This is a genomic window from Leifsonia sp. NPDC014704 (assembly GCF_043083605.1).
Taxonomy (GTDB): Bacteria; Actinomycetota; Actinomycetes; order Actinomycetales; family Microbacteriaceae; genus Leifsonia.
Genome location: NZ_JBIBYW010000002.1, coordinates 1255833 through 1273856 on the forward strand (window position 1 = coordinate 1255833; position 18024 = coordinate 1273856).

11 protein-coding genes are annotated in these 18024 nt (G+C 61.4%); 5 read left to right on the top strand and 6 right to left on the bottom strand.

Features of this window, described 5'->3' with window-relative positions; genetic code table 11:
* Positions 1–12: 12 nt before the first annotated feature.
* The gene (locus ACF1AJ_RS17590; protein WP_391508521.1) at positions 13–2745 is read right to left on the bottom strand and encodes an AAA family ATPase; all 2733 of its coding nucleotides are present in this window, start codon (positions 2743–2745) and stop codon (positions 13–15) included.
* 323 nt (positions 2746–3068) lie between these two features.
* Positions 3069–3566 carry a hypothetical protein gene (locus ACF1AJ_RS17595; protein ID WP_391508522.1) on the bottom strand — a complete coding sequence of 166 codons (498 nt, stop codon included), beginning with the start codon at positions 3564–3566 and terminating at the stop codon, positions 3069–3071.
* 286 nt (positions 3567–3852) lie between these two features.
* On the opposite strand from ACF1AJ_RS17595, the gene ACF1AJ_RS17600 reads away from it, so the two are divergent.
* Together ACF1AJ_RS17600 and ACF1AJ_RS17605 are read left to right on the top strand one after the other, a co-directional pair.
* Positions 3853–5688 (top strand): translation initiation factor IF-2 N-terminal domain-containing protein, encoded by a 1836-nt coding sequence (locus ACF1AJ_RS17600; RefSeq protein WP_391508523.1) that lies wholly within the window; start codon positions 3853–3855, stop codon positions 5686–5688.
* Positions 5685–6791 (top strand): hypothetical protein, encoded by a 1107-nt coding sequence (locus ACF1AJ_RS17605; RefSeq protein WP_391508524.1) that lies wholly within the window; start codon positions 5685–5687, stop codon positions 6789–6791. Before ACF1AJ_RS17600 ends, ACF1AJ_RS17605 begins: the two co-directional genes overlap by 4 nt.
* A gap of 449 nt (positions 6792–7240) precedes the next feature.
* On the opposite strand, the gene ACF1AJ_RS17610 is transcribed toward ACF1AJ_RS17605, so the two are convergent.
* Positions 7241–7831: a hypothetical protein gene (locus tag ACF1AJ_RS17610; RefSeq protein WP_391508525.1), complete on the bottom strand. Its 591-nt coding sequence runs from the start codon at positions 7829–7831 to the stop codon at positions 7241–7243.
* 1189 nt (positions 7832–9020) lie between these two features.
* Here ACF1AJ_RS17610 and ACF1AJ_RS17615 point away from each other — a divergent pair.
* A complete protein-coding gene (locus ACF1AJ_RS17615; RefSeq protein WP_391508526.1) occupies positions 9021–12161 on the top strand; it encodes a fibronectin type III domain-containing protein in 3141 nt (1046 codons plus the stop codon).
* A 26-nt stretch (positions 12162–12187) separates the two neighbouring features.
* Here the strand turns inward: ACF1AJ_RS17615 and ACF1AJ_RS17620 are convergent, their stop codons facing one another.
* The 3 genes from ACF1AJ_RS17620 to ACF1AJ_RS17630 all read right to left on the bottom strand — a co-directional run bounded on the left by ACF1AJ_RS17620 (position 12188) and on the right by ACF1AJ_RS17630 (position 15391).
* The gene (locus tag ACF1AJ_RS17620; RefSeq protein WP_391508784.1) at positions 12188–13219 is read right to left on the bottom strand and encodes a LacI family DNA-binding transcriptional regulator; all 1032 of its coding nucleotides are present in this window, start codon (positions 13217–13219) and stop codon (positions 12188–12190) included.
* A gap of 73 nt (positions 13220–13292) precedes the next feature.
* Positions 13293–14327: a hypothetical protein gene (locus ACF1AJ_RS17625; RefSeq protein WP_391508527.1), complete on the bottom strand. Its 1035-nt coding sequence runs from the start codon at positions 14325–14327 to the stop codon at positions 13293–13295.
* 44 nt (positions 14328–14371) lie between these two features.
* Positions 14372–15391 (bottom strand): LacI family DNA-binding transcriptional regulator, encoded by a 1020-nt coding sequence (locus ACF1AJ_RS17630; RefSeq protein ID WP_391508528.1) that lies wholly within the window; start codon positions 15389–15391, stop codon positions 14372–14374.
* Between the two features lie 238 nt (positions 15392–15629).
* On the opposite strand from ACF1AJ_RS17630, the gene ACF1AJ_RS17635 reads away from it, so the two are divergent.
* The gene (locus ACF1AJ_RS17635; RefSeq protein WP_391508529.1) at positions 15630–16931 is read left to right on the top strand and encodes an ABC transporter substrate-binding protein; all 1302 of its coding nucleotides are present in this window, start codon (positions 15630–15632) and stop codon (positions 16929–16931) included.
* A 100-nt stretch (positions 16932–17031) separates the two neighbouring features.
* Positions 17032–18000: a carbohydrate ABC transporter permease gene (locus ACF1AJ_RS17640; RefSeq protein WP_391508530.1), complete on the top strand. Its 969-nt coding sequence runs from the start codon at positions 17032–17034 to the stop codon at positions 17998–18000.
* Positions 18001–18024: the final 24 nt, after the last annotated feature.

Genomic DNA, 18024 nt, shown 5'->3' on the forward strand with positions numbered 1-18024 from the left:
CCGTCGTTCGGGTCATTTGAGGCCAACCGGGGAGAGGTCGCCATCGAGTGCCGTGAGGGTCACTCCGGCGGACGATTGGGCAGCCCGTCTGAGTTCGGTCTGGGCAGCAGCTTTCGACTTCTCCATCGTTTCTTCGAGGGCCTGGCGTTGCATCATCTCGACTAGCTGCGACTTGGCGGAATCAGCTGTCGGCGCCACCAATACGACGGCGTTGTGGTGCTTCCCGCGAGTGAGGCCGACATATAGGCCAGCAGCGTCGACGCCGGGTCCGACTAGGGCGCGGTCGGTCGTCTCGCCCTGGGCCCCATAAACCGTGGTGGCGTAAGCGAGGTGAACATGCGTTTCGGCATACGAGAGGCTGACTCTCCTCAAGTCGGTCGTATCGGTGCTCGCGGCCAGAATTGCATTGTCCTTGCCGATTGTCTTGACGATCCAGGTCTGGCGATTCTGAACGTCCGCAATGCTGTCGTTGCGACGGGTCTGGACGACATCGCCGACGAAGATCGGTTGCCCCGATTGCCCGGAAAGTGCTTTGCCAGTGTGGACGGCCCCGGACTCGATGCGTCGGCGTTGGATGGCTTCGCTGACCTCCTGCGCTTCAGTGTGCGTGGCCGTGACAAGTGCGATCGTCTCGTGACGACGCTCGGCGTCGAACCATCCATCGACCATCGCCTCTAAGGCGGCGGCGTCGCTATCGGTCATTACGACATGATCTGTGCGGATGAGGTCCTCGGCCACCTCGCGACCTTGGTCCTCTCTGTAGGGGTGGCGGAGGCGAAGCGTGAGTTCGGCCCACGCTTGGTCGCTAAAGCGGTGGGTAGTCGTGAGCTCGAAACGATCAGGCGAGCGGCGCCAGAAGAGCGCCATGGCTCCAGAATGTCCGACTGGCAAAGCTTGGCGCTGGTCGCCAACGAGAGCGACTCCTGCGCCGGTGGCGCGCACGACATCGAGAAGTGCTGACGCGGCCTCCAGATCCAGCATGCCAGCCTCATCCACAACAATGCGATCCCCGGGGCCGATCCTCATCCGGGGGCCGCGATAGCTGCCGCCCGAGGTCGGGTCACTCTCACCGGCAGTGAGTCGCCGCCACTCGGTTGCGCCAGACGCGGTGGTGGCCCAGCGCCATCCGTAGTCGTAGAGAAGTTGGTGGAGGGACGACGAACTACTCATCGTTTCGCGTCCGGCGACTGCGGAAGCTTTCTTAGTGGGTGCGACGATGATCATCTTGTGGCCGCGTCGTCGCAGAGCAGCGCCCGCGACTTTGAGCATCGTGGTCTTCCCGGTGCCAGCCGGGCCGGAGATGACGACGTTGCGGGACGTGCCACCAATCGCAGCTGCGCCAGCGAGCTGGGCTTCATCGAGCGTGCGATGGGGCTCAATCACGTGAGCGATCGCAGCGACCTCATCTGTGTCGAGGATCTGTCCGGGCGCGGAGAATGCGTCGACCTTCTGGGCGAGGGTGGCCTTCAACGTGGCGGTGGAGACCGCCATCAGATGCTTGACGTGCTTCGGTGCGTCCGGCTCTGAGATCAGGGTCACCGTGTGGGAGTGGGCCACGACGTCCCCTGCCAGCTTCGAGAGGACGTCCCGCTCGGCGACAACGCCTGTAGCTGCGATCGCGCGTAGAGCGCCGGCCCGCACGTCCAACACGCTGAAGCGACCACCGCTGCCGGTCGACCGGGCGTCCGCATCGACTACAGCCTTAGCTGCCAGCAACTCAAGGTCAAGATCCTCGACGGCGACAGATCGCAGTGGTGCGGGAGGACGCTGAATGCCCAGCACAGGGTCGGCAGTATGTAGCTCTTCACGGATGAGCGAAGCCCAGTCGTCTTCATTCAGCTCGCCCGGCTTGTTGGGGCGGCCGACCGCCCACGCCCAGTGATCGATCTGACTGAGCACATCGTGGGAGGGCTCTTGGCCCGGATGCTGTCGCTTCCACCAGGCGATGCGAGCGATCCTGTTGGCTTCAATCTGCGCCGACCGCTTCGACAACGGCCGCACCATATGCTGCAGTTGAGTGATCTCCCCATCCGCGTTGAGGGTGAAACCCTTAGCGGCGAGGGCGTGGATCCATGCTGTGTCGGTACGGGAGGCGAGGTCGCCTTCGGCGTTGATGACGTTCTGGAACCGCAACGCGACGCGGGTGTCGATGTTGGACCACTTGCCGTCCTGGCCTTGGACTTTGACGTTGAGCCAGAGGTGGCGGTGCTTGTGTGGGTCCAGGGAGCGGGAGCGTTCGTGGCGGAGTTCGACGACTTCGATCCGGGCCAGGTCCTCCCGGATGGCGCCACCTTTGCCACGGCGGGCGTTGAGCTCGGTCTGCCACAGCTTCACAATCCGGTCCCGGAGCCGGTCTTGGAGGTCTTCGTAGGCGGTGGCGAGGTCGGGGTCGAGCATGGCGGCGATCGAGAACGACTTCGGTGCGTTGATCGTTGCATCCAGAATCAGGTCCGCCGCGGGGGACTCGAGGTCCCGGCCTCGGCGCTCCCCGGTGAGCGGGTCGAGTCCGTCGACCCAGTCCTTGAGCTGGTCGCGGGTGAGCAGGTCGTCGCGGATGGCCCCGTTCTCGACGATGTACCGGGTCATAACTGCGTCGGCGTAGCCGGCGGCGGCGATCACCCCGTCTGCGGTCTTGGCGGTGAGGGTGGCATCACAGACACCGCTGAAGGCGTAGTTGACCGCTTGCTTGACCCCGTGGGACTGCTGTCCCCGCTTCCACCTGGCTACTCCTCCTCGCACCTGCACTCACCCCTCGTTTTTCGAACCTTGACGGCCCTGTCCTGGTCAGGAAATGCCCCTTCTACTTAGAACTTCCGATTTGCAGGTGGTTTTGGCACGCTCCGAGCGCGCACCGGCTTTCTTCTGGCCAGTTACTGCCTCTCCGGGCGCCGATCACCGCTAGGCTCCGGCACACCGCTGACACGGTCAGCGAGTGCGGCGCGGTGTCCTGGGTCGGATCGAATGCCCTCATACCTACACGTTGTGTTTCCGAAGCGGTTTTGACGCGCAAAACCGAAATTCGTTGGGTCCGGCTCGAAGCAGAGACCTCTACCGGATGATGCCGAGGGCTAAGCCGATTCCCTCTGGGACCGCGGACCTGCGGCGAGCCGGGCCAGATTTACGAATGGCACGCATGCCGTCTCCGCGGTGAGCGCGGCGAGCCATCCGATTGGAGTGTGCGGGTCGGCGGCGATCGCCCACCCATCCGTCACGTACTCGCTGACGGTCTCCACGCACTCCTGCTTTTCTCTAACGTCCGGGTCCGAGGATCCTTCCACACCGATCAGTCCGCAGTGCAGTTCTGGGCCGACGTCTCTGGTGTCGATGATGAATACCCGCATCCCACTCACTCCCAAGGTCGATCGTTTTGAGCGCCTTTCCGGCGACTGATCGAGAGCGAGCGGAAGGTGCGCAGTGCCGGGACCGTGGAGTACCGGGGGAGCGAAGCGGAGGAGGATACGCCGCGAAAGCCCGGCACGGAGCACCGTGAGGGAGCTACCATCGGGGGCGGAAAGGCCCTCAAACCTCAGCAGAGCAGCGCCGTGTGCGGCGTCCTCGTCGGTCACGCGCGGAAGGTCAACTACGGCGGCCATGCGTGAGTTTGCATTCCATTCCCGGAGGCTTTCGTTCTCGTGCTGGTGGCCCTGCAGATCCAGACATTGAGCTCCGAGCAGGGCGCAGTCGACGCAATCAGGTTGACGCGCGACCCCACTCAGCTCGATCGGCGAAGGGGAGGCGACTCGCTCGCGCGCGACACCATATGCGAGGGGCGGCTAGCAACCCTATTCGTGGGCAGTGACTCCAGCGGCTCACTCCGACAGTATTGAGAGGTCCTTTGGAAGACGATTACCCGTGGAGCAGGCGATGGCGAAACAACGAGTCCATGAGCTCGCGAGCGAATTGGGTCTCGATGTGAAGGTCGTCCTGCGCAAGCTGAAGGAACTAGGTGAGTTCGTAAAAGGACCGTCCTCAAGCATTGAGGCACCCGTCGCTCAGAAAGTTCGAATCGCATTCGGCGCTCCACAAAAGCCGCCGGCTGTGTCGCGCACCACCACCGGCACCCGCACCGATACTGGCACTCCGGCGATTAGGCACGTTGACCAGCGCGCTTTTGACCCAACCTCGCCGTCCGCACGCCAGCGAGGTTGGCGAGCGGGATCGGTGCCAGCGCCTCAGCACCCCGATTTGTTGGCCAACATACAGCGAATGGCATTGCGGTTCCCTGTCTTTCGGGATCACATCGAGGCGCTACGCAGCCTCGGTTCTCAGATTGTCTATGCCGGTCCATGCAAGCAAGAGGGCTTCCGTGAGTGCTCGGTCGCCCACGTACGGTTCTCCGAAGCGATCGAGAACGGCTTCGGGTTCACACGCGAAGTGATGCTTTTCTATAGTCCGCATGCTGACCTTCAGGGAAGGACATTTGAGGCGGCTGTTCGAGAGCTCACGCACTCGGCCCGCTCAGTTACGCCCGACACGTTTTTCATGTGGTCGCCAGACAACCGATTGCGCGTCAAGCTTCACGATTGGTCTCGGCCATCGAAGCTCGCAATCCCTCTTCTCGTGGATGATGAAGACGAACTCTCGCTTATCTCTCTCCTGCGAGATCACGTTTATGCTCGCGACCTCTTTTACGTGACGACGCCAGTATTTGGAGCGAGCTTCTTTGGTCGACGAACGCTACTCCAAGCGCTTAGGGACGACGTCTTTCACCAACGAGTGGCGGGCATCTTCGGCCTCCGCAAGTCCGGTAAGACAAGCATCCTCATGCAACTACAGGAGGAGCTCCAGCAGGACGATGTGGTCACCGTCCTCGTGGACCTGGAGGCGTTTCCATCACCCCCGGAGGACCCGACCGACGATATCGTCGCCGATCTGCGCCGTCGCCTCATCGCCGAGTTGAAGACACGCAAGCTTCGGGTTCAAGAGCTGTCCGAATTGGGCGAGCGACCTGGAATTTTGGAATTCAAGAACGCCTTCCAAGTAATCCTCAAACGCCTTTCCGCTGACGGACACAGGGTGTTGCTCCTGCTCGACGAGATCGAATACCTGACTCCAGCCGATCGCATCGACATCGCCGAAGGCGACATGCCCCGAATTGCCCAGCTGCTTTCGGCGCTAAGAAGTGTTGTTCAGGAATCCGACAACTTCACTTTTGTCCTGTCTGGGCTAACCAGCGCCATCATCGAGGGCGGTCGACTTTACGGCCGGCCGAATCCGCTTTTTTCGTGGGCGAAGGCCTTCTACGTCAGTCCACTTGCGCGTGAAGAGGCGGACGACCTTGCAAGCACGGTCGGCGGCAAGATGGGGATCCAGATTGAACCTGGTGCCCTGGAGGCGCTGCATGAGGCCTCTGGCGGCCACGCCTACCTCTACCGCAACCTGAGTTCGGCCGTCGTCGGGCATCTTCCAACTGATGACTTTCAGCGGAGGATGACCCGCTCCGCGGTGCTAACTGAGCTAGCGGATTGGAAGAGCCGCGTTCAGGGCAACATCGAGGAGATGGTGCAGCACGTCAAGCGCTACTACCCGACCGAGGCGGTGATGCTGGAACTCCTTCTCGAGAATCCTGCCGACTTCAAGGAACTGGCTTCTTCGGAACATGTCGCTGTTCGCAGGCTCACGGATCTGGGCCTTGTGCACGAAAGTCAGGGTGAGTTCGAGGTGAACGTGATTCTGGAGCTGACTTGAGCGGTCTCGATTACCCCGCGTGGGCCGCTCAAGTACTAGCCAAAGCCGAGCAGCGACCGATTCTATTTTTACAGCTTGGGGCTGGACACGAGCCAGCTCGCAGAGCCTTGTTGGAGTCTGGAGTAACTGTTGCGCCGCTCACCAAGTACATTCGTGATGACAGCCCAGAATCGGGGACGATCGCGATAAGCGAGCTCGAAATGATTGTTCAACAGGGCCTGGACTCCCAAATGGGCGTCCTGCGTGAGCGAGTGTTCGCGGACGTCACGAAGGGCCTTCGAGTTGTCCTTGTCTCACGAGCGCCGAGAATTGCTTATCCACCAGTGGCAGGGAGCTCGCTACTTGAGGACGTCAGTTTGGTTCACGCTCCAGCGCTCACAGGCGTTGCCCCTGAACACATGCCTACCTGCCTGGAGGACGGCGCCGAGCCAGAGACCGTGCTCCGATCCGTGTTGAAGGAGTTGGGACCTGAAGTATGTGCGTCGCTTGACCGGGTGCTCTACGAGTCGTTGCTCATCGGCCAGGACGCTCTAGATTCACTTAAGGCGCGCGAGATCGAAGCTCTGGATGGTGCAGGCCTGACATGCTCGACGAGGGAGAGCCGGTCGTGGAATTTCCCGACGCATCTAGTCCCTCTGAAGAATGCGCTAGCCGAGACGCTTGCTGAGGAAGTCGACCCCCAAGAGCAACTTGGAGCGGTAAGTCAAGGCCTGTGGAAGATCGAGCGCGTCATCCGACGGGCCGTCCGCGATCGCGCAATTCAGTCTTGGGGCAAACAGTGGCGCGACAGATGCCTGAACGGGGACTTGCCTACCAAGGTCCTGGAGAGAGCTGGCGAGTCCGCCTATCTGGGCGTGACATCGGTGAAACAGCTTAGAGACCCGCTCGAATGGCTTTCACTCGGCGAACTTCTCGGCCTTCTCGATCGCCCGGAAATCGGAGATTTGGGAATGGGGGCGCCGTTCTGGCGACGGTTTCGGGCGGAGGTATTGCCGATTCGAAATCAGCTGGCCCACATGAGAATGCTGCACACGGAGGACTCAACGGACATCATCAAATGGCGGCGGATTCTTGAGTTGAAACTTCCAGCCTCACGCCGATGAACTGGAACGTGGTCGACCTCAAGTAGCTCGTCGCGGACTGTATGGCTCAGCCCACCTGCAAAGTGCCTACGTGCATTCGCTCTTTCCTTCTACTCCTTGTCCCTCCCTTTCCTTCGTCTTTCTCCTTCATCTCTCCGCCTTCGTCCTTTCGCTCCTTTCGGTTCTCGCTTCCTGTCCGCCTTTCGTTTCGATCCATCCCTTCTTGCGCCTTGTCTCGCATCGCACGCGCACTCGTTAACCGGGAGGACTTCGAAGCCACGCGCAAGAAGGGATGCCAGCCCAAGCGGCTGGGGCCCGACTGCCAGGCTGCTATTCGCGGTGTTCCATTACCTCTGCGATCGTGTGAGCGTCCTTGAGCACGCCAACCGCTGTGTCTCTGATTACGGTGACGTCTTCGCCAGCCCATCCGTTGATGTAGCCGATGCTGTACGCACTGGTGTCGAACCCAATCAGGCCGGCGACGATGAAAGCGACAGATTCCGCTTCGACCTCCATCCGTCGTTGGTGGGCTCAGTACTCGTCGACGTCGTCGATATGGCGCAGCTCGATGTGCGCGGTCTCGTGGAGGAGCGTCTTCGCGCTTGCTCGACCGCGAGGTTCTCGGCGAGAGTAACCTTGCGCGATTCGGGGTTGGTGTATCCGTTCGCGCTGCTGCAGAGGCGCGCGGTGGATGCTCCATCCGTTCGCCTGGAGGTGGGCCGTGAGGGAGCGATGACGCCGTGGTCGTCATTGCCGATCAGCTGTCTGGCTGGATCCTCTGGCGCCGGTTCAGCCCCCTGGATCGGATCCCTCTGGGCAATATCGAAGACCGAGAGCGGGGAAGTAGCGAACCCTGCGACCATGGTCGCGTCCGGGCTCTGCGACAGGATCAGTAGCAGGTTGTTCAGACTGTAGTTGTGGAAGGAACGGGAGAACTCGAGGAACGCGCGCCACTGGCTGCTGCCGGCGAGATACTGGACTTGCTCCACGATCGGCGCATGCATTGCCTTTGCTTCTGCTTGCCGTTTCTCCGCGCTCCGATTGATGACCTTGCCGCCCATGACCTCTATCTCCCTCATCGTTCCTTTGTCGTCCCCCTCTATGGGTCTGTGTCAACCGGATGGGCCTGGAAGGCACCCTCGGATCGTTCTTCTTTGCGTTCCGGCACGAGGATCAAGAACGGACGAAGGCGACGGAGTGCCCGGAAGGATCGGTTGCTAAGCGGAGGGAGCGCAGCGAGCGGAGTCTGCAGATAGGGAGTGAGGGAATGCAGCAGATGGAGACCGTTATGATCGGACGCTGGAGCGGAGAGAAGCTCAGGTGCGCGGCGGCGATGCCGATTCCTCACGGTTCTTGGGAAGCAATATGCCCAGGCGCCGCTGCTTTCCTTGGGCGGTTACCTGATCCGTTTACATGGCAACACGGTGTTGAAGCCGGGTCGCCGGGGAAGACCATGCCGGTGAGTGTCCTATGAAGCTCGGCGTCTCCGTCGAGGGTGAGATCGTCCGGCAGAGTGTAGTTCGAGTCTCGTAGCCCGCACAACTGAAGGAATCCGAACGTTTCGGTGGGCTCGGGCGGAGTGCGGCGGTCTCGCGCGCGGAAGAGGGCGGCGATTTTGGTGCGAACTATGAAATCGATGGTGCGACATCTTGTAATCGACTTGAAAACCTGAAACGATACAGGCAAATTTGATCCCGTAAGCAGTTCCCAGGCAGGTGCCCATCGGGTTCGACAAAGGAGTCGCATGTCTCTACGCAAGGAATCGACGATTCTGGCGGCATTGGCTGTCGCGATTGCAGTGATCGCCACAGCCGCCCCTCCAGCTACGGCGTCGGTACCCGCTGGCTCGGTCTATTACGTCGACAGTGCATCTCCGGCGTGTACCGACAGCGCGGCGGGCACTGACCAAAATGCACCGTGGTGCACTCTCCAGGCAGCGAGTCGCGCATACGGTCCTGGTGACCAGTTGCTGATCGCGCGGGGGTCGACCTACAGTGGTCAATTCCTCACCCTCAGCGGTCAGGGCACTGCCGACGCTCGGATCACGATCGGATCTTATGGAACCGGCGAACGCCCGGTGCTCTCCGGTGCAAGGCAAGCCGGTAAGGCGATTGTCTTGCTGCAGAACCCGAGCTACCTAAGCGTGTCCGGGCTTGAGCTGAGTGATGCTGGAGCCGGTGTGCTCGCCCAATACAGGTCAGATTATCCTGGCTCGCCCACGGCCATCATTCCCTTCAGTTTTCTGACCTCGTGGTGCATAACATCTCCGGCATCGGATCGTCGCGGGTCGATGGAGGTGCGCAAGATTTCTTCTGCCACTCGAATGATCTTGACCTCTGGCAGTCCGGAGGCGTCGCCGTCACAGGCGACTTTGACGTCCCGGTAGCTAGCGACTCGTACTTCGTCTCCGGCGTCGACTTCGAGAACATCGTTGGTCACAACAACCTCAATGTCGTGAACGTGGACACGTGCGATGGTCGGGTCGGGAGCCCTGGGGCACCGGGCGCGCCAGCGCCGTATCTCGTCCGGGACGTCTCGGTGAACAATGTCGATGCGCGCGATGGTGACGGATCGGGCTATCCCGAGCTGTGCAACGAGGGCATGCGTTTCGATGGTGTAACGGGGTTGCGTGTCACGAACTCAACATTCAAGCGACTCGGAGATTGTCACGTCAACGGTGGCACCGCGGGTATCATCCTGGTTGCAGTCGATGGGGTGACCTTCGCAAACAATGTCATCTCCGACGTCCCGAACACCGGCTCGAACGACCAGACCGGAATCGACAACGAACTCTACGTGAACGGCGTCACCCTCAAGAACAATCTAATCGCGCGAAACGCCGGCCCAGGAGTGGAGTACCTCTCGCTGCGCTCCGGGATCGCTGATTACAACACCAACCACGTCGTCGCAGGAAATACCTTCTTCGGAAACGGGGGAGGCTCGCTTTATCGCCTTAATCCGGGCGGTGCGCCGTTCACCGGATCGATAACGAACAACTTGGTCGCAGACGACGTGTTCGTGAGCCCGCCAACTGACTTCCATTCGCTGGTGCCGGACAACGCCAATAACGTCCAGGCCGACAATACTGTCGTCCCGAGCTATTCCGCCGACCAATTCGGGTCGGACCAGGGAGGAAGCGGCTGGCGGTATCGGACCGGCGACGATGCGGGGGATCCTGGAAGCTGGAAGGATGCACAATTCACCGCAGGCGATCACATCAGCGGAGTCTGGTCGGACGGAGGACCTCACAAACTCGCGGCCTTCGAGCAGACAGCCGGCACCGAGCGAGTTTGGACAGCACCACAGTCAGGGACGCTCGCAATCCGAAGTCTCGCCTTCAAGACCAAAGCGAACGGTCAAGCCGTAACCGCCTCGATCCTCCACAATGGATCGTCGATTGCATCCGCACGTCTCGACGCCGACGATGTCGAAGGCAAGAACGTCGGTGGGGAGGTCGCCGTCGCAGCGGGAGACACGATCGAGTTCGTGCTCGCTGGAGTCAGCAGCGCTGATGACTGGACCAGTTGGTCTCCTTCGCTCATGTATGAGGCGAAGCCGTCAACGAGTTCTGGTGGACTCAAGAACGGAAGCTTTGAGTCGCCCTATGTGGGCGGATATCAGTACGCACCTGCAGACAACTCTTGGTCGTTCTCGCCTCGAAGTACCGCAGCGGGAGACGGCATTGTGGCCAATGGGAGCGCCTTCGGAAATCCGAACGCCACGCAGGGCGGTCAAGCGGCTTTCATCCAGTCCCAAGGCGCGATCGCCCAGACGGTGACTGACCTCGTTCCCGGGGTGCCGTACAGCGTCTCGTTCGACATCGCCCGTCGTGGAGGCGAAACTCAGACGGTCCAGATCCTTTGGGACGGGAAGCTGATCGATTCGGTGTCGCCGACCGCATCCAGCTACACCCGTTACGCATCCCCGAATTTCCTGGCAACCGCCGGCGAGCATACCCTGACTCTGCGCGGCACCGCGTCGACGGACCAATCCGCCTTCATCGACAACGTCCAACTGGCATTAATGCCGGAGCCAAGCGCCGATGTGGCCTTCGCAGACCCCAGCTTCGAGCAAGCCCGAGTCACCGGGATCGCCTATGGTGCGACCGGGTCGCCCTGGAGCTTCCCGCCGAGCGCAAATGGCAGCGGTGACGGCATCGCGGCGAACGGCTCGCCGTTCGGCCAGGCAAATGCACCGGACGGAACCCAGGCAGGATTCGTTCAGAGGCAGGGCACCTTTGGCCAGACGGTCAACGGATTCCTCGCGGGCAAGACCTACATGATCGTCCTTCAGGCGACCCAGCGACCGGGAAACGGCCAGAGCATTGATGTCGTCGTCGACGGCTCGAAGGTGTCGACGATCACGCCCTCGGGAAGCGCGTGGTCGCAGTATGTCAGCAGTCCGTTCACGCCGGGTGGTGGAACTCACGTCATCGCGTTCAAAGGAACATCGCCCGATGATGAGACGGCCTTCATCGACGCTGTGCAATTCGCCGACGTTGACACGGTGCCTGGAGCGCCGCAGGAGGTAGCCACTACGTTGACTGGCGACCACACAGTTGCAGTGTCGTGGGCGCCACCGAGCAGCGACGGTGGCAAAGCCATCACTGGATACACGGCGTACTTATCCGGCACTGACACCGTGGCGTGCACTGCCACAGCCGCCGAAAACGGCTGCAGCATCACCAACCTGCCGTTCTCGACGACGGTCAGTGTCGAAGTCGTCGCCATGAACTCGCTCGGTGAGAGCGGTCGCTCTATGGCCACGACGCCATTGACCACACCGGAAGTGCAGTCGAACGATGGCGCAACGAATGCGCCGGGCGTCGCGATTCTCTCGACGGATAACGGCTGGGACACCGGCCTCCAAGACGGCAGCTTCACGGTGTCCATGAACCTGTGGTACGGCACGAATGGGAGCCTCTTCACGCTCTATCAGAATGGAAAACCGGTGGGATCGAAACGACTGACCATGTCGACGCCGAATGCGCAATCCGCGGCCTTCGATATCACAGGCCTTCCCAACGGTACGTACGTGTTCACTGGGAAGCTGGTGAACTCTCACGGAAGCACCGAAGCTAAGCCGGTGACTGTCAACGTCACGGATGCTAACCCGGGTAAGCCGGTCCTGTCCCAAGATAACTGGGATCTCGATGGCAACTACGTGATTACAGCGGACATGTGGTGGGGGACCAACGCGACCTCCTACCGGTTCATCGAGGACGGACGCGAGATCTCGAAAGGCGACCTCACGGCCAAGACGCCGGCGGCTCAGCATGTTCAGCTCAAGGTGTCTGGCCGTACGCTTGGCACGCATAAGTATGTGGTCGAGTTCTCGAACGCTGCCGGAACCACGGCAAGCGAACCGATCCTCGTGACCGTCTCGAAATAGGTCCTCAGAGCGCGGGCTGCGCGGACTTACAGCAACGGCTGCGAGTCAGTCAGGTCACTTGGGTCGGCCGTCGAGGTGGATCTACGGATGACGAGTTCCGGAGAAATGACGATCCGTTGGGTCGCTGCGTTCGCGTCCGCTGCCTCGGCGACGAGGAGACGCGCCGCCGTCGACGCTACGAGGTCGGTGTGGCGCCGGATCGACGTAAGTGGCACAGGGCTCGCCTGCGCGAGCTCGACATCATCGAAGCCAATGACCGCAAGATCCTCGGGGACCCTAACCCGTGGCGCAGAGATCAGGGCTTGCATCAGACCGATGGCTACCAGATCATTGGCGGCCATAATTGCATCTGGCCGTCTGGATCGCGACTGGCTCACAAGCGCATCGCCGATCCTGCGGCCTTCGCGAAGAGTCGGCTCCTCTACGAGGGTGATCTCGAGTCCCACATCAGAATGCCGCGATACGGCCTGACTGGCCCCCCGAAGCCTCTCCGCTATCTGGTGGAAGGCGAGGGGACCTCCGACGAAAGCGAGACGGGAACGCCCCGAAGCGATAAGGTGCTCGGCCGCGAGCCGGCCGGCCATCGCATCGTCCGTATAAACACAGCTGAACTCGTCGTCGTCGCTAATCGCATCGACGAGCACGACGGGTGCACCATTCGTGGCAAACCTGCTCAGCGCTGAGTGCTCCCGACCCAACGGCGTGATAAGCAACCCGCGGACCCGCTGGCGGGCGAAGGTAGCGATGTGCTCCTGCTCGAGGGCGACGCTCCCGTCACTGCTGCCGAGCAGCATCGACAAACCGCGTTCCGTCGCCGAACTCTGAACACCCCTCGCGATCTCCGCAAAGAACGGGCTTCGGACATCAGGAACGATCAGACCCAGAATCGTGCTATCACCGGCCCTGAGCCAGCGCGCGACGTCGTTCCTGACGTATCCGAGCTCATCGATCGCAGCTCGCACGCGCGCTACAACCTCTGGGGAGACAATCTCTGCCCGGTTCAGCACGTTGGAGACGGTTCCCGTCGAGACACCAGCCCGCAGGGCGACGTCCCGGATTTGAGGGCGCGATCGCCCCCGTGCCGGCGAGGACGCGACGTCTCGAGGGGACCCGACTTCCATGATTGTCAGGTCACGGGTTCGGGATGCGCAACGGCAGCTCGAGCCAGGCCACCCCGATGTCGCGGTATCCGTGGCTGATGTCATCGTTCGGGGAGCCATCGAAGTAGATGGCTAGGCGATCTCCGACCTGCACCACGCTCGGCAGCCCGATCACTTTCGCCGACCAGCCACTAATTGGAGCATCGATCACCACCGCCCGACGGTCTGCGGAGAACGCCAGCGGGTCGTATGACCAGTACACCCAGACGGCATCCGTGAACTCAGCCGAGTTTTGCGGCGGCACGGGCGACGCGTCGGGATCGTGGGTGATGTGATTGGTGAAGAGGAACCAGAGTCCGGTCGATTCCTCGAAATAGAGCGATGAGTTCTCGATCTGTTCTGCCAAGGGCAGGAGTGGCTCGGGATCCACGGTCCACGACGCATCGAGGTCACCAGTCCTGGCTACGCCCAGCGTTCGCCAGATCTGCCCGTTGTCGTCCGTCGTCGCGGCGCTGAAGAACATGATGTACTCGCCGTCGTGGCGAATGATGGCGCCCGGGCTGGCGGTATCCGAATACCAAGTTCCGCCGGTCGCTCTAAACGGCACGACACCCGGCTGTTTCGTCCAGGGACCGGCGGGATCCGTCGCAGCCGCTTTCAGCGTCATATACGGGAACGAAGGAGTTCTCAAGCCGTCGTCCGTCGCGTTCGGGGTGCCGAGGTAAAACATGTGCCAGCGATCACCGTCGAAGTAGGTCGTGCCGTATGACGCGGAAGCGGAGTCCTGAGAGCCCGAGGCGCCGAAGTCGAGAACGGCACCGCGCTTGGTCCAATGGACGCCGTCCTCGCTTGTGGCGAGCGCAGCCAGCCACCCGTCCGCTCCTGCCGCGTCGTAATGCATGTAGTACACGCCGCCGCTCTCGAACACCCAGACATCGCGCGCACCGAACTGGTCCTGGAAACCGATGTCACCATGACGGAGCACTACGGAGGCGTTCTGGGCCGGAATTCGCGGCATCGCGCTGCTGTGGGAGCTGACCGCAGTGTCAGGGGAGGGTAAGTTCATTCCTGAAACGATACAGGCTCGCCAACTAGACGCAAGTCCCCGCTTCAGCCGGCGGAGCTTTGCCGCACAACGAGCTTGGGACTGAATACAATCTGGCGGCGGAGAGCACCTGCGTCCGCTCCGATCTCGTCCAGAAGCAACTCGACCGCGGCTGCACCGAACGCCTCATGCGGTTGCGAAACAGACGAGAGCGAGAACAGGCCGGAAAGCTCCGCAGTGTCGTTGTAACCGATGACTGCGATATCTTCCGGCACGCGCACGCGGTTCTCCGCGAGAACCTGGAGCGCGCCTGCCGCGATCGTGTCGTTGATGCAGAAGATAGCATCCGGCCGATTGGGCAGAGCCAGAACGCGAACGGCCGCCTCCCGGCCAGCCGCAGCGTCACGATCATGAGTGTCCACCACCAGCATGGACGCGCCTTCCACGCCAGCAACGGCAGCCTCGACACCGGCCCGTCGGTCCAGAACCTGCGGAATGCTCGCCTCGCCGCCCAGCACGGCGATCCGCCGACGGCCCAGCCCAAGCAAGTGCTCGGCGGCCTCACGGCCGCCGAGGACGTTGTCGACCACGACAGCGGATGATCGACCATCCGGCGGCCGCTGGTCGATCAACACCGCGGGAACGCCGCTACGCCGCAAACTAGCCAGGTATTCGCGTGGGTCCTGGGCCGGCGCGAGGATGACGCCGCGGACCCGCTGCTCCTCGAACATAGCCAGATACTCGCGTTCGGTCTCAGCGTGGCCGTTGGTATCGGCGAGCACCAGATAAAGTCCCGCTTCGGAGGCTCGGGCCTGCGCTCCCCGAGCGACCGAGGAAAAGAACGGGTCACCGACATCGAACGCGACGAAAGCGATCATTCTGCTCACGCCTCGACGCAACTGGCGCGCAGACTCGTTGGGCACGAAATGGAGATCCTCGATAGCTTGCGCGATCTTGACCGCGCTCTTCTTTCCCACGAGGTGAGGGGTGTTCAGATAGCTTGATACAAGTGCGATGGAGACCTCAGCGCGCTCTGCGACGTCACGTAGGCGAGGGGGTCGTGCCATTTGGTTAGCTCCAAACATGAACTACGGGCTTGAAGACATTCTGGTGTATGACGCCCCGGATGTTCTCGCTGAGCCCGTTCCACGGTGTCGGACCCTCGAAAGCAGCCTTTCCTGCGGGTCCGACAGTGCGCCGTCTGGTCCGCCTACTTGCAGACGCGGAACGACTGGGTTATCGTTCGAGAGCACGACCTGAAACGATACAGATTTTCCCCCTGCCGCTTCGGTCACCCTGCAATCACTCCCGAAAGGAACAAAGATGTTTCGTCTTACCCGTCGTCGCGTACTCGCGACGGGAGCCGCGCTGGCAGTCTCCGCCATCGCGCTGGCCGGTTGCTCCTCTTCCGGCGACAACTCCTCCGCTCAAAAGCTTGAAACCGACAAGTCGAAGATCTCGGGAAGCATCACCTTCGCGACCTGGTGGTCCTATGCCGACCAGAAGCTCATCGACGGGTTCTCCAAGGAGTACCCGAACGTCAAAGTCCACTTGGACTTCACCGCCGTCGACTCATACCCGACAAAGCTTCAGACCCTGGCGTCGAGTGGAGACCTCCCGGACGTGTTCGCGGCGCAGGGCCCGTCACTCGTGGCACTAACGAAGGCGAAGCAGCTCTACAACCTGAACGACGCGCTTGCCACCGCGCCGGACGACGGCGACGCGAAGACGTGGAAAGACAGCTTCAACCAGTCGCTGCTCACCGGCGCGAACGCAGGCCTTGCCGCTCCGAACAAGGAAACTTGGGGAGTCCCGTTCAACGCAATCAGCGTTGCGTCGATCTACAACAAGGACATTTTCGACAAGGTCGGCGTTACCCCACCTGCAACGTTCGACGAGCTGCTCTCCAACTGCACCAAGCTGTCGGACGCCGGATACATCCCTATGTCGCTCACCGGATCGACATGGATCGATTGGTGGCCGCGCCTGGCCTGGGACCAGACGATGCAGGGAGACAAAGTCGCGGACTTTTCCACCTCCAATCCTGCATACGTGAAGGGGTTTGAACTCGTCAAGAAGATGGCAGACGCGAAGTGCTGGTCGAGCTCTCAGATCACCACCGATATCGCCGGCGAGACTTCACTGTTCCTTCAGCAGAAGACGGCTCAGTTCGTCAGCGTTCCGGAGAACTTCCTTCAGTCGGTAGCCCAGGGGGCCAAGTTCAACTTGGGCACCTATGTCCTTCCCGCGATGGACGGTAAGACCCCGAACCGCATTCTCGGTGGAGGAAACGCGAATGTGATCGCCGTGAGCGCAAAGTCGAAGAATCCCTCGGCGGCCATCGCCTTCGCCAAGTACCTCACCTCGAAGGCGACGGAGACTTCGCTAGCCACAACCCAGTACACGATCCCCTCTCTGGATATCGACCTCAACTCGTCCAACCCGTTGATGGTGGCCTACCTGAAAGCCGCCAGCGATGGGTTCGTCGACTCCAGCACCTACCTGCCGAGCTTCAGCACGGCGGGCAACACCACGTTCCTGACCGAGGTCCTTCCGAATCTCATCCTGGGCAAGACCACGCCTGAGCAGGCCGCGCAGGCGACGACGAATCTCTTCCAGAAGTAACCGCTCTCGCCGGCCGGGTGCCCTTATGAACCCGGCCGGCGAGCGCGCCGATCCGTTTGAGGTCCGCTGAATGAATCGTCAAAACCAGAAAAGACAAGGGATGACCGCACCGACTACCCTTTCGACAAACGACATCTCATTGCCACGTAAAGGGACGCGGTCTCGTTCGCAACGCGCCCGAACGTCGCACGCCCTCGGCCTCACGCTCGCGTTGCCCGCAGTCGCTCTACTCCTTCTCTTCATCATCTGGCCGATCGTCACAGCCGGCGTGTATAGCACCACAAGCGCTTCGGGTTTCGGCGACATGGATCCTGTCGGTGCGGCAAACTTCCTTCGCGCGCTCCAAGACCCCGATCTCTATGCCGCTTTCGCCCGCAACGTGGTTTTCGCGGCCATCGTTCTCGCCTTCTCGATTGTGGTCGGCTTCTCTCTCGCCTACTTTCTTTTCCTTCGGGTCGCTGGCTGGCGTGTGCTGCAGCTCCTTTTCATGGTGCCGTACATCATGCCGGTAGTCGTCACGGCTCTGCTCTGGCAGTTCATTCTCGAGCCGGAGAATGGGCTATTGAACTCGGCCCTTCGGGCGGTGGGGCTCGACGCGCTCGCGGGTCCCTGGCTCACCGGTGAGTCGACGGCTCTCGGAAGCGTGTCGCTCGTCCAGGCGTGGGTCACAATCCCGTTCGCGATGCTGCTCATTTTCGGAGCAATGATCACACTCCCAGCCGACGTCCTGGAGGCCGCGGAACTCGACGGCGCGGGGCACTTCACGAAGATGTTCCGTATCGTGCTTCCGATGGTCCGACCGACGGTGGTGCTCACCGCGATCGTGATCACTATTCAACTCTTCCGCTCGTTCGACCTCGTATACCTGCTGACCAGAGGCGGCCCGATCAGTTCCACCACGATTGCGACGCTGTTCATCTTCGTACAGGGCTTCGTGAACAACGAATACGGGTATGCGAACGCCGTCGGGATTCTTGTCGGCGTCGTTCTCGTGCTGATCGCAGTCATCCCTCAGTTCATCTCTCGGCGTCTCGCGCGCCGCAGTGGCCGGCAAGGAACACAACAATGAGTCATGCTTCTCCGACAATCGCCC

Bases quoted from the DNA above. Each gene is read 5' to 3' on its own strand.
- ACF1AJ_RS17610 (WP_391508525.1), bottom strand. From the start codon at position 7,831: ATGGGCGGCAAGGTCATCAATCGGAGCGCGGAGAAACGGCAAGCAGAA.
- ACF1AJ_RS17625 (WP_391508527.1), bottom strand. From the start codon at position 14,327: ATGAACTTACCCTCCCCTGACACTGCGGTCAGCTCCCACAGCAGCGCG.
- ACF1AJ_RS17630 (WP_391508528.1), bottom strand. From the start codon at position 15,391: ATGTTTGGAGCTAACCAAATGGCACGACCCCCTCGCCTACGTGACGTC.
- ACF1AJ_RS17635 (WP_391508529.1), top strand. From the start codon at position 15,630: ATGTTTCGTCTTACCCGTCGTCGCGTACTCGCGACGGGAGCCGCGCTG.
- ACF1AJ_RS17640 (WP_391508530.1), top strand. From the start codon at position 17,032: ATGACCGCACCGACTACCCTTTCGACAAACGACATCTCATTGCCACGT.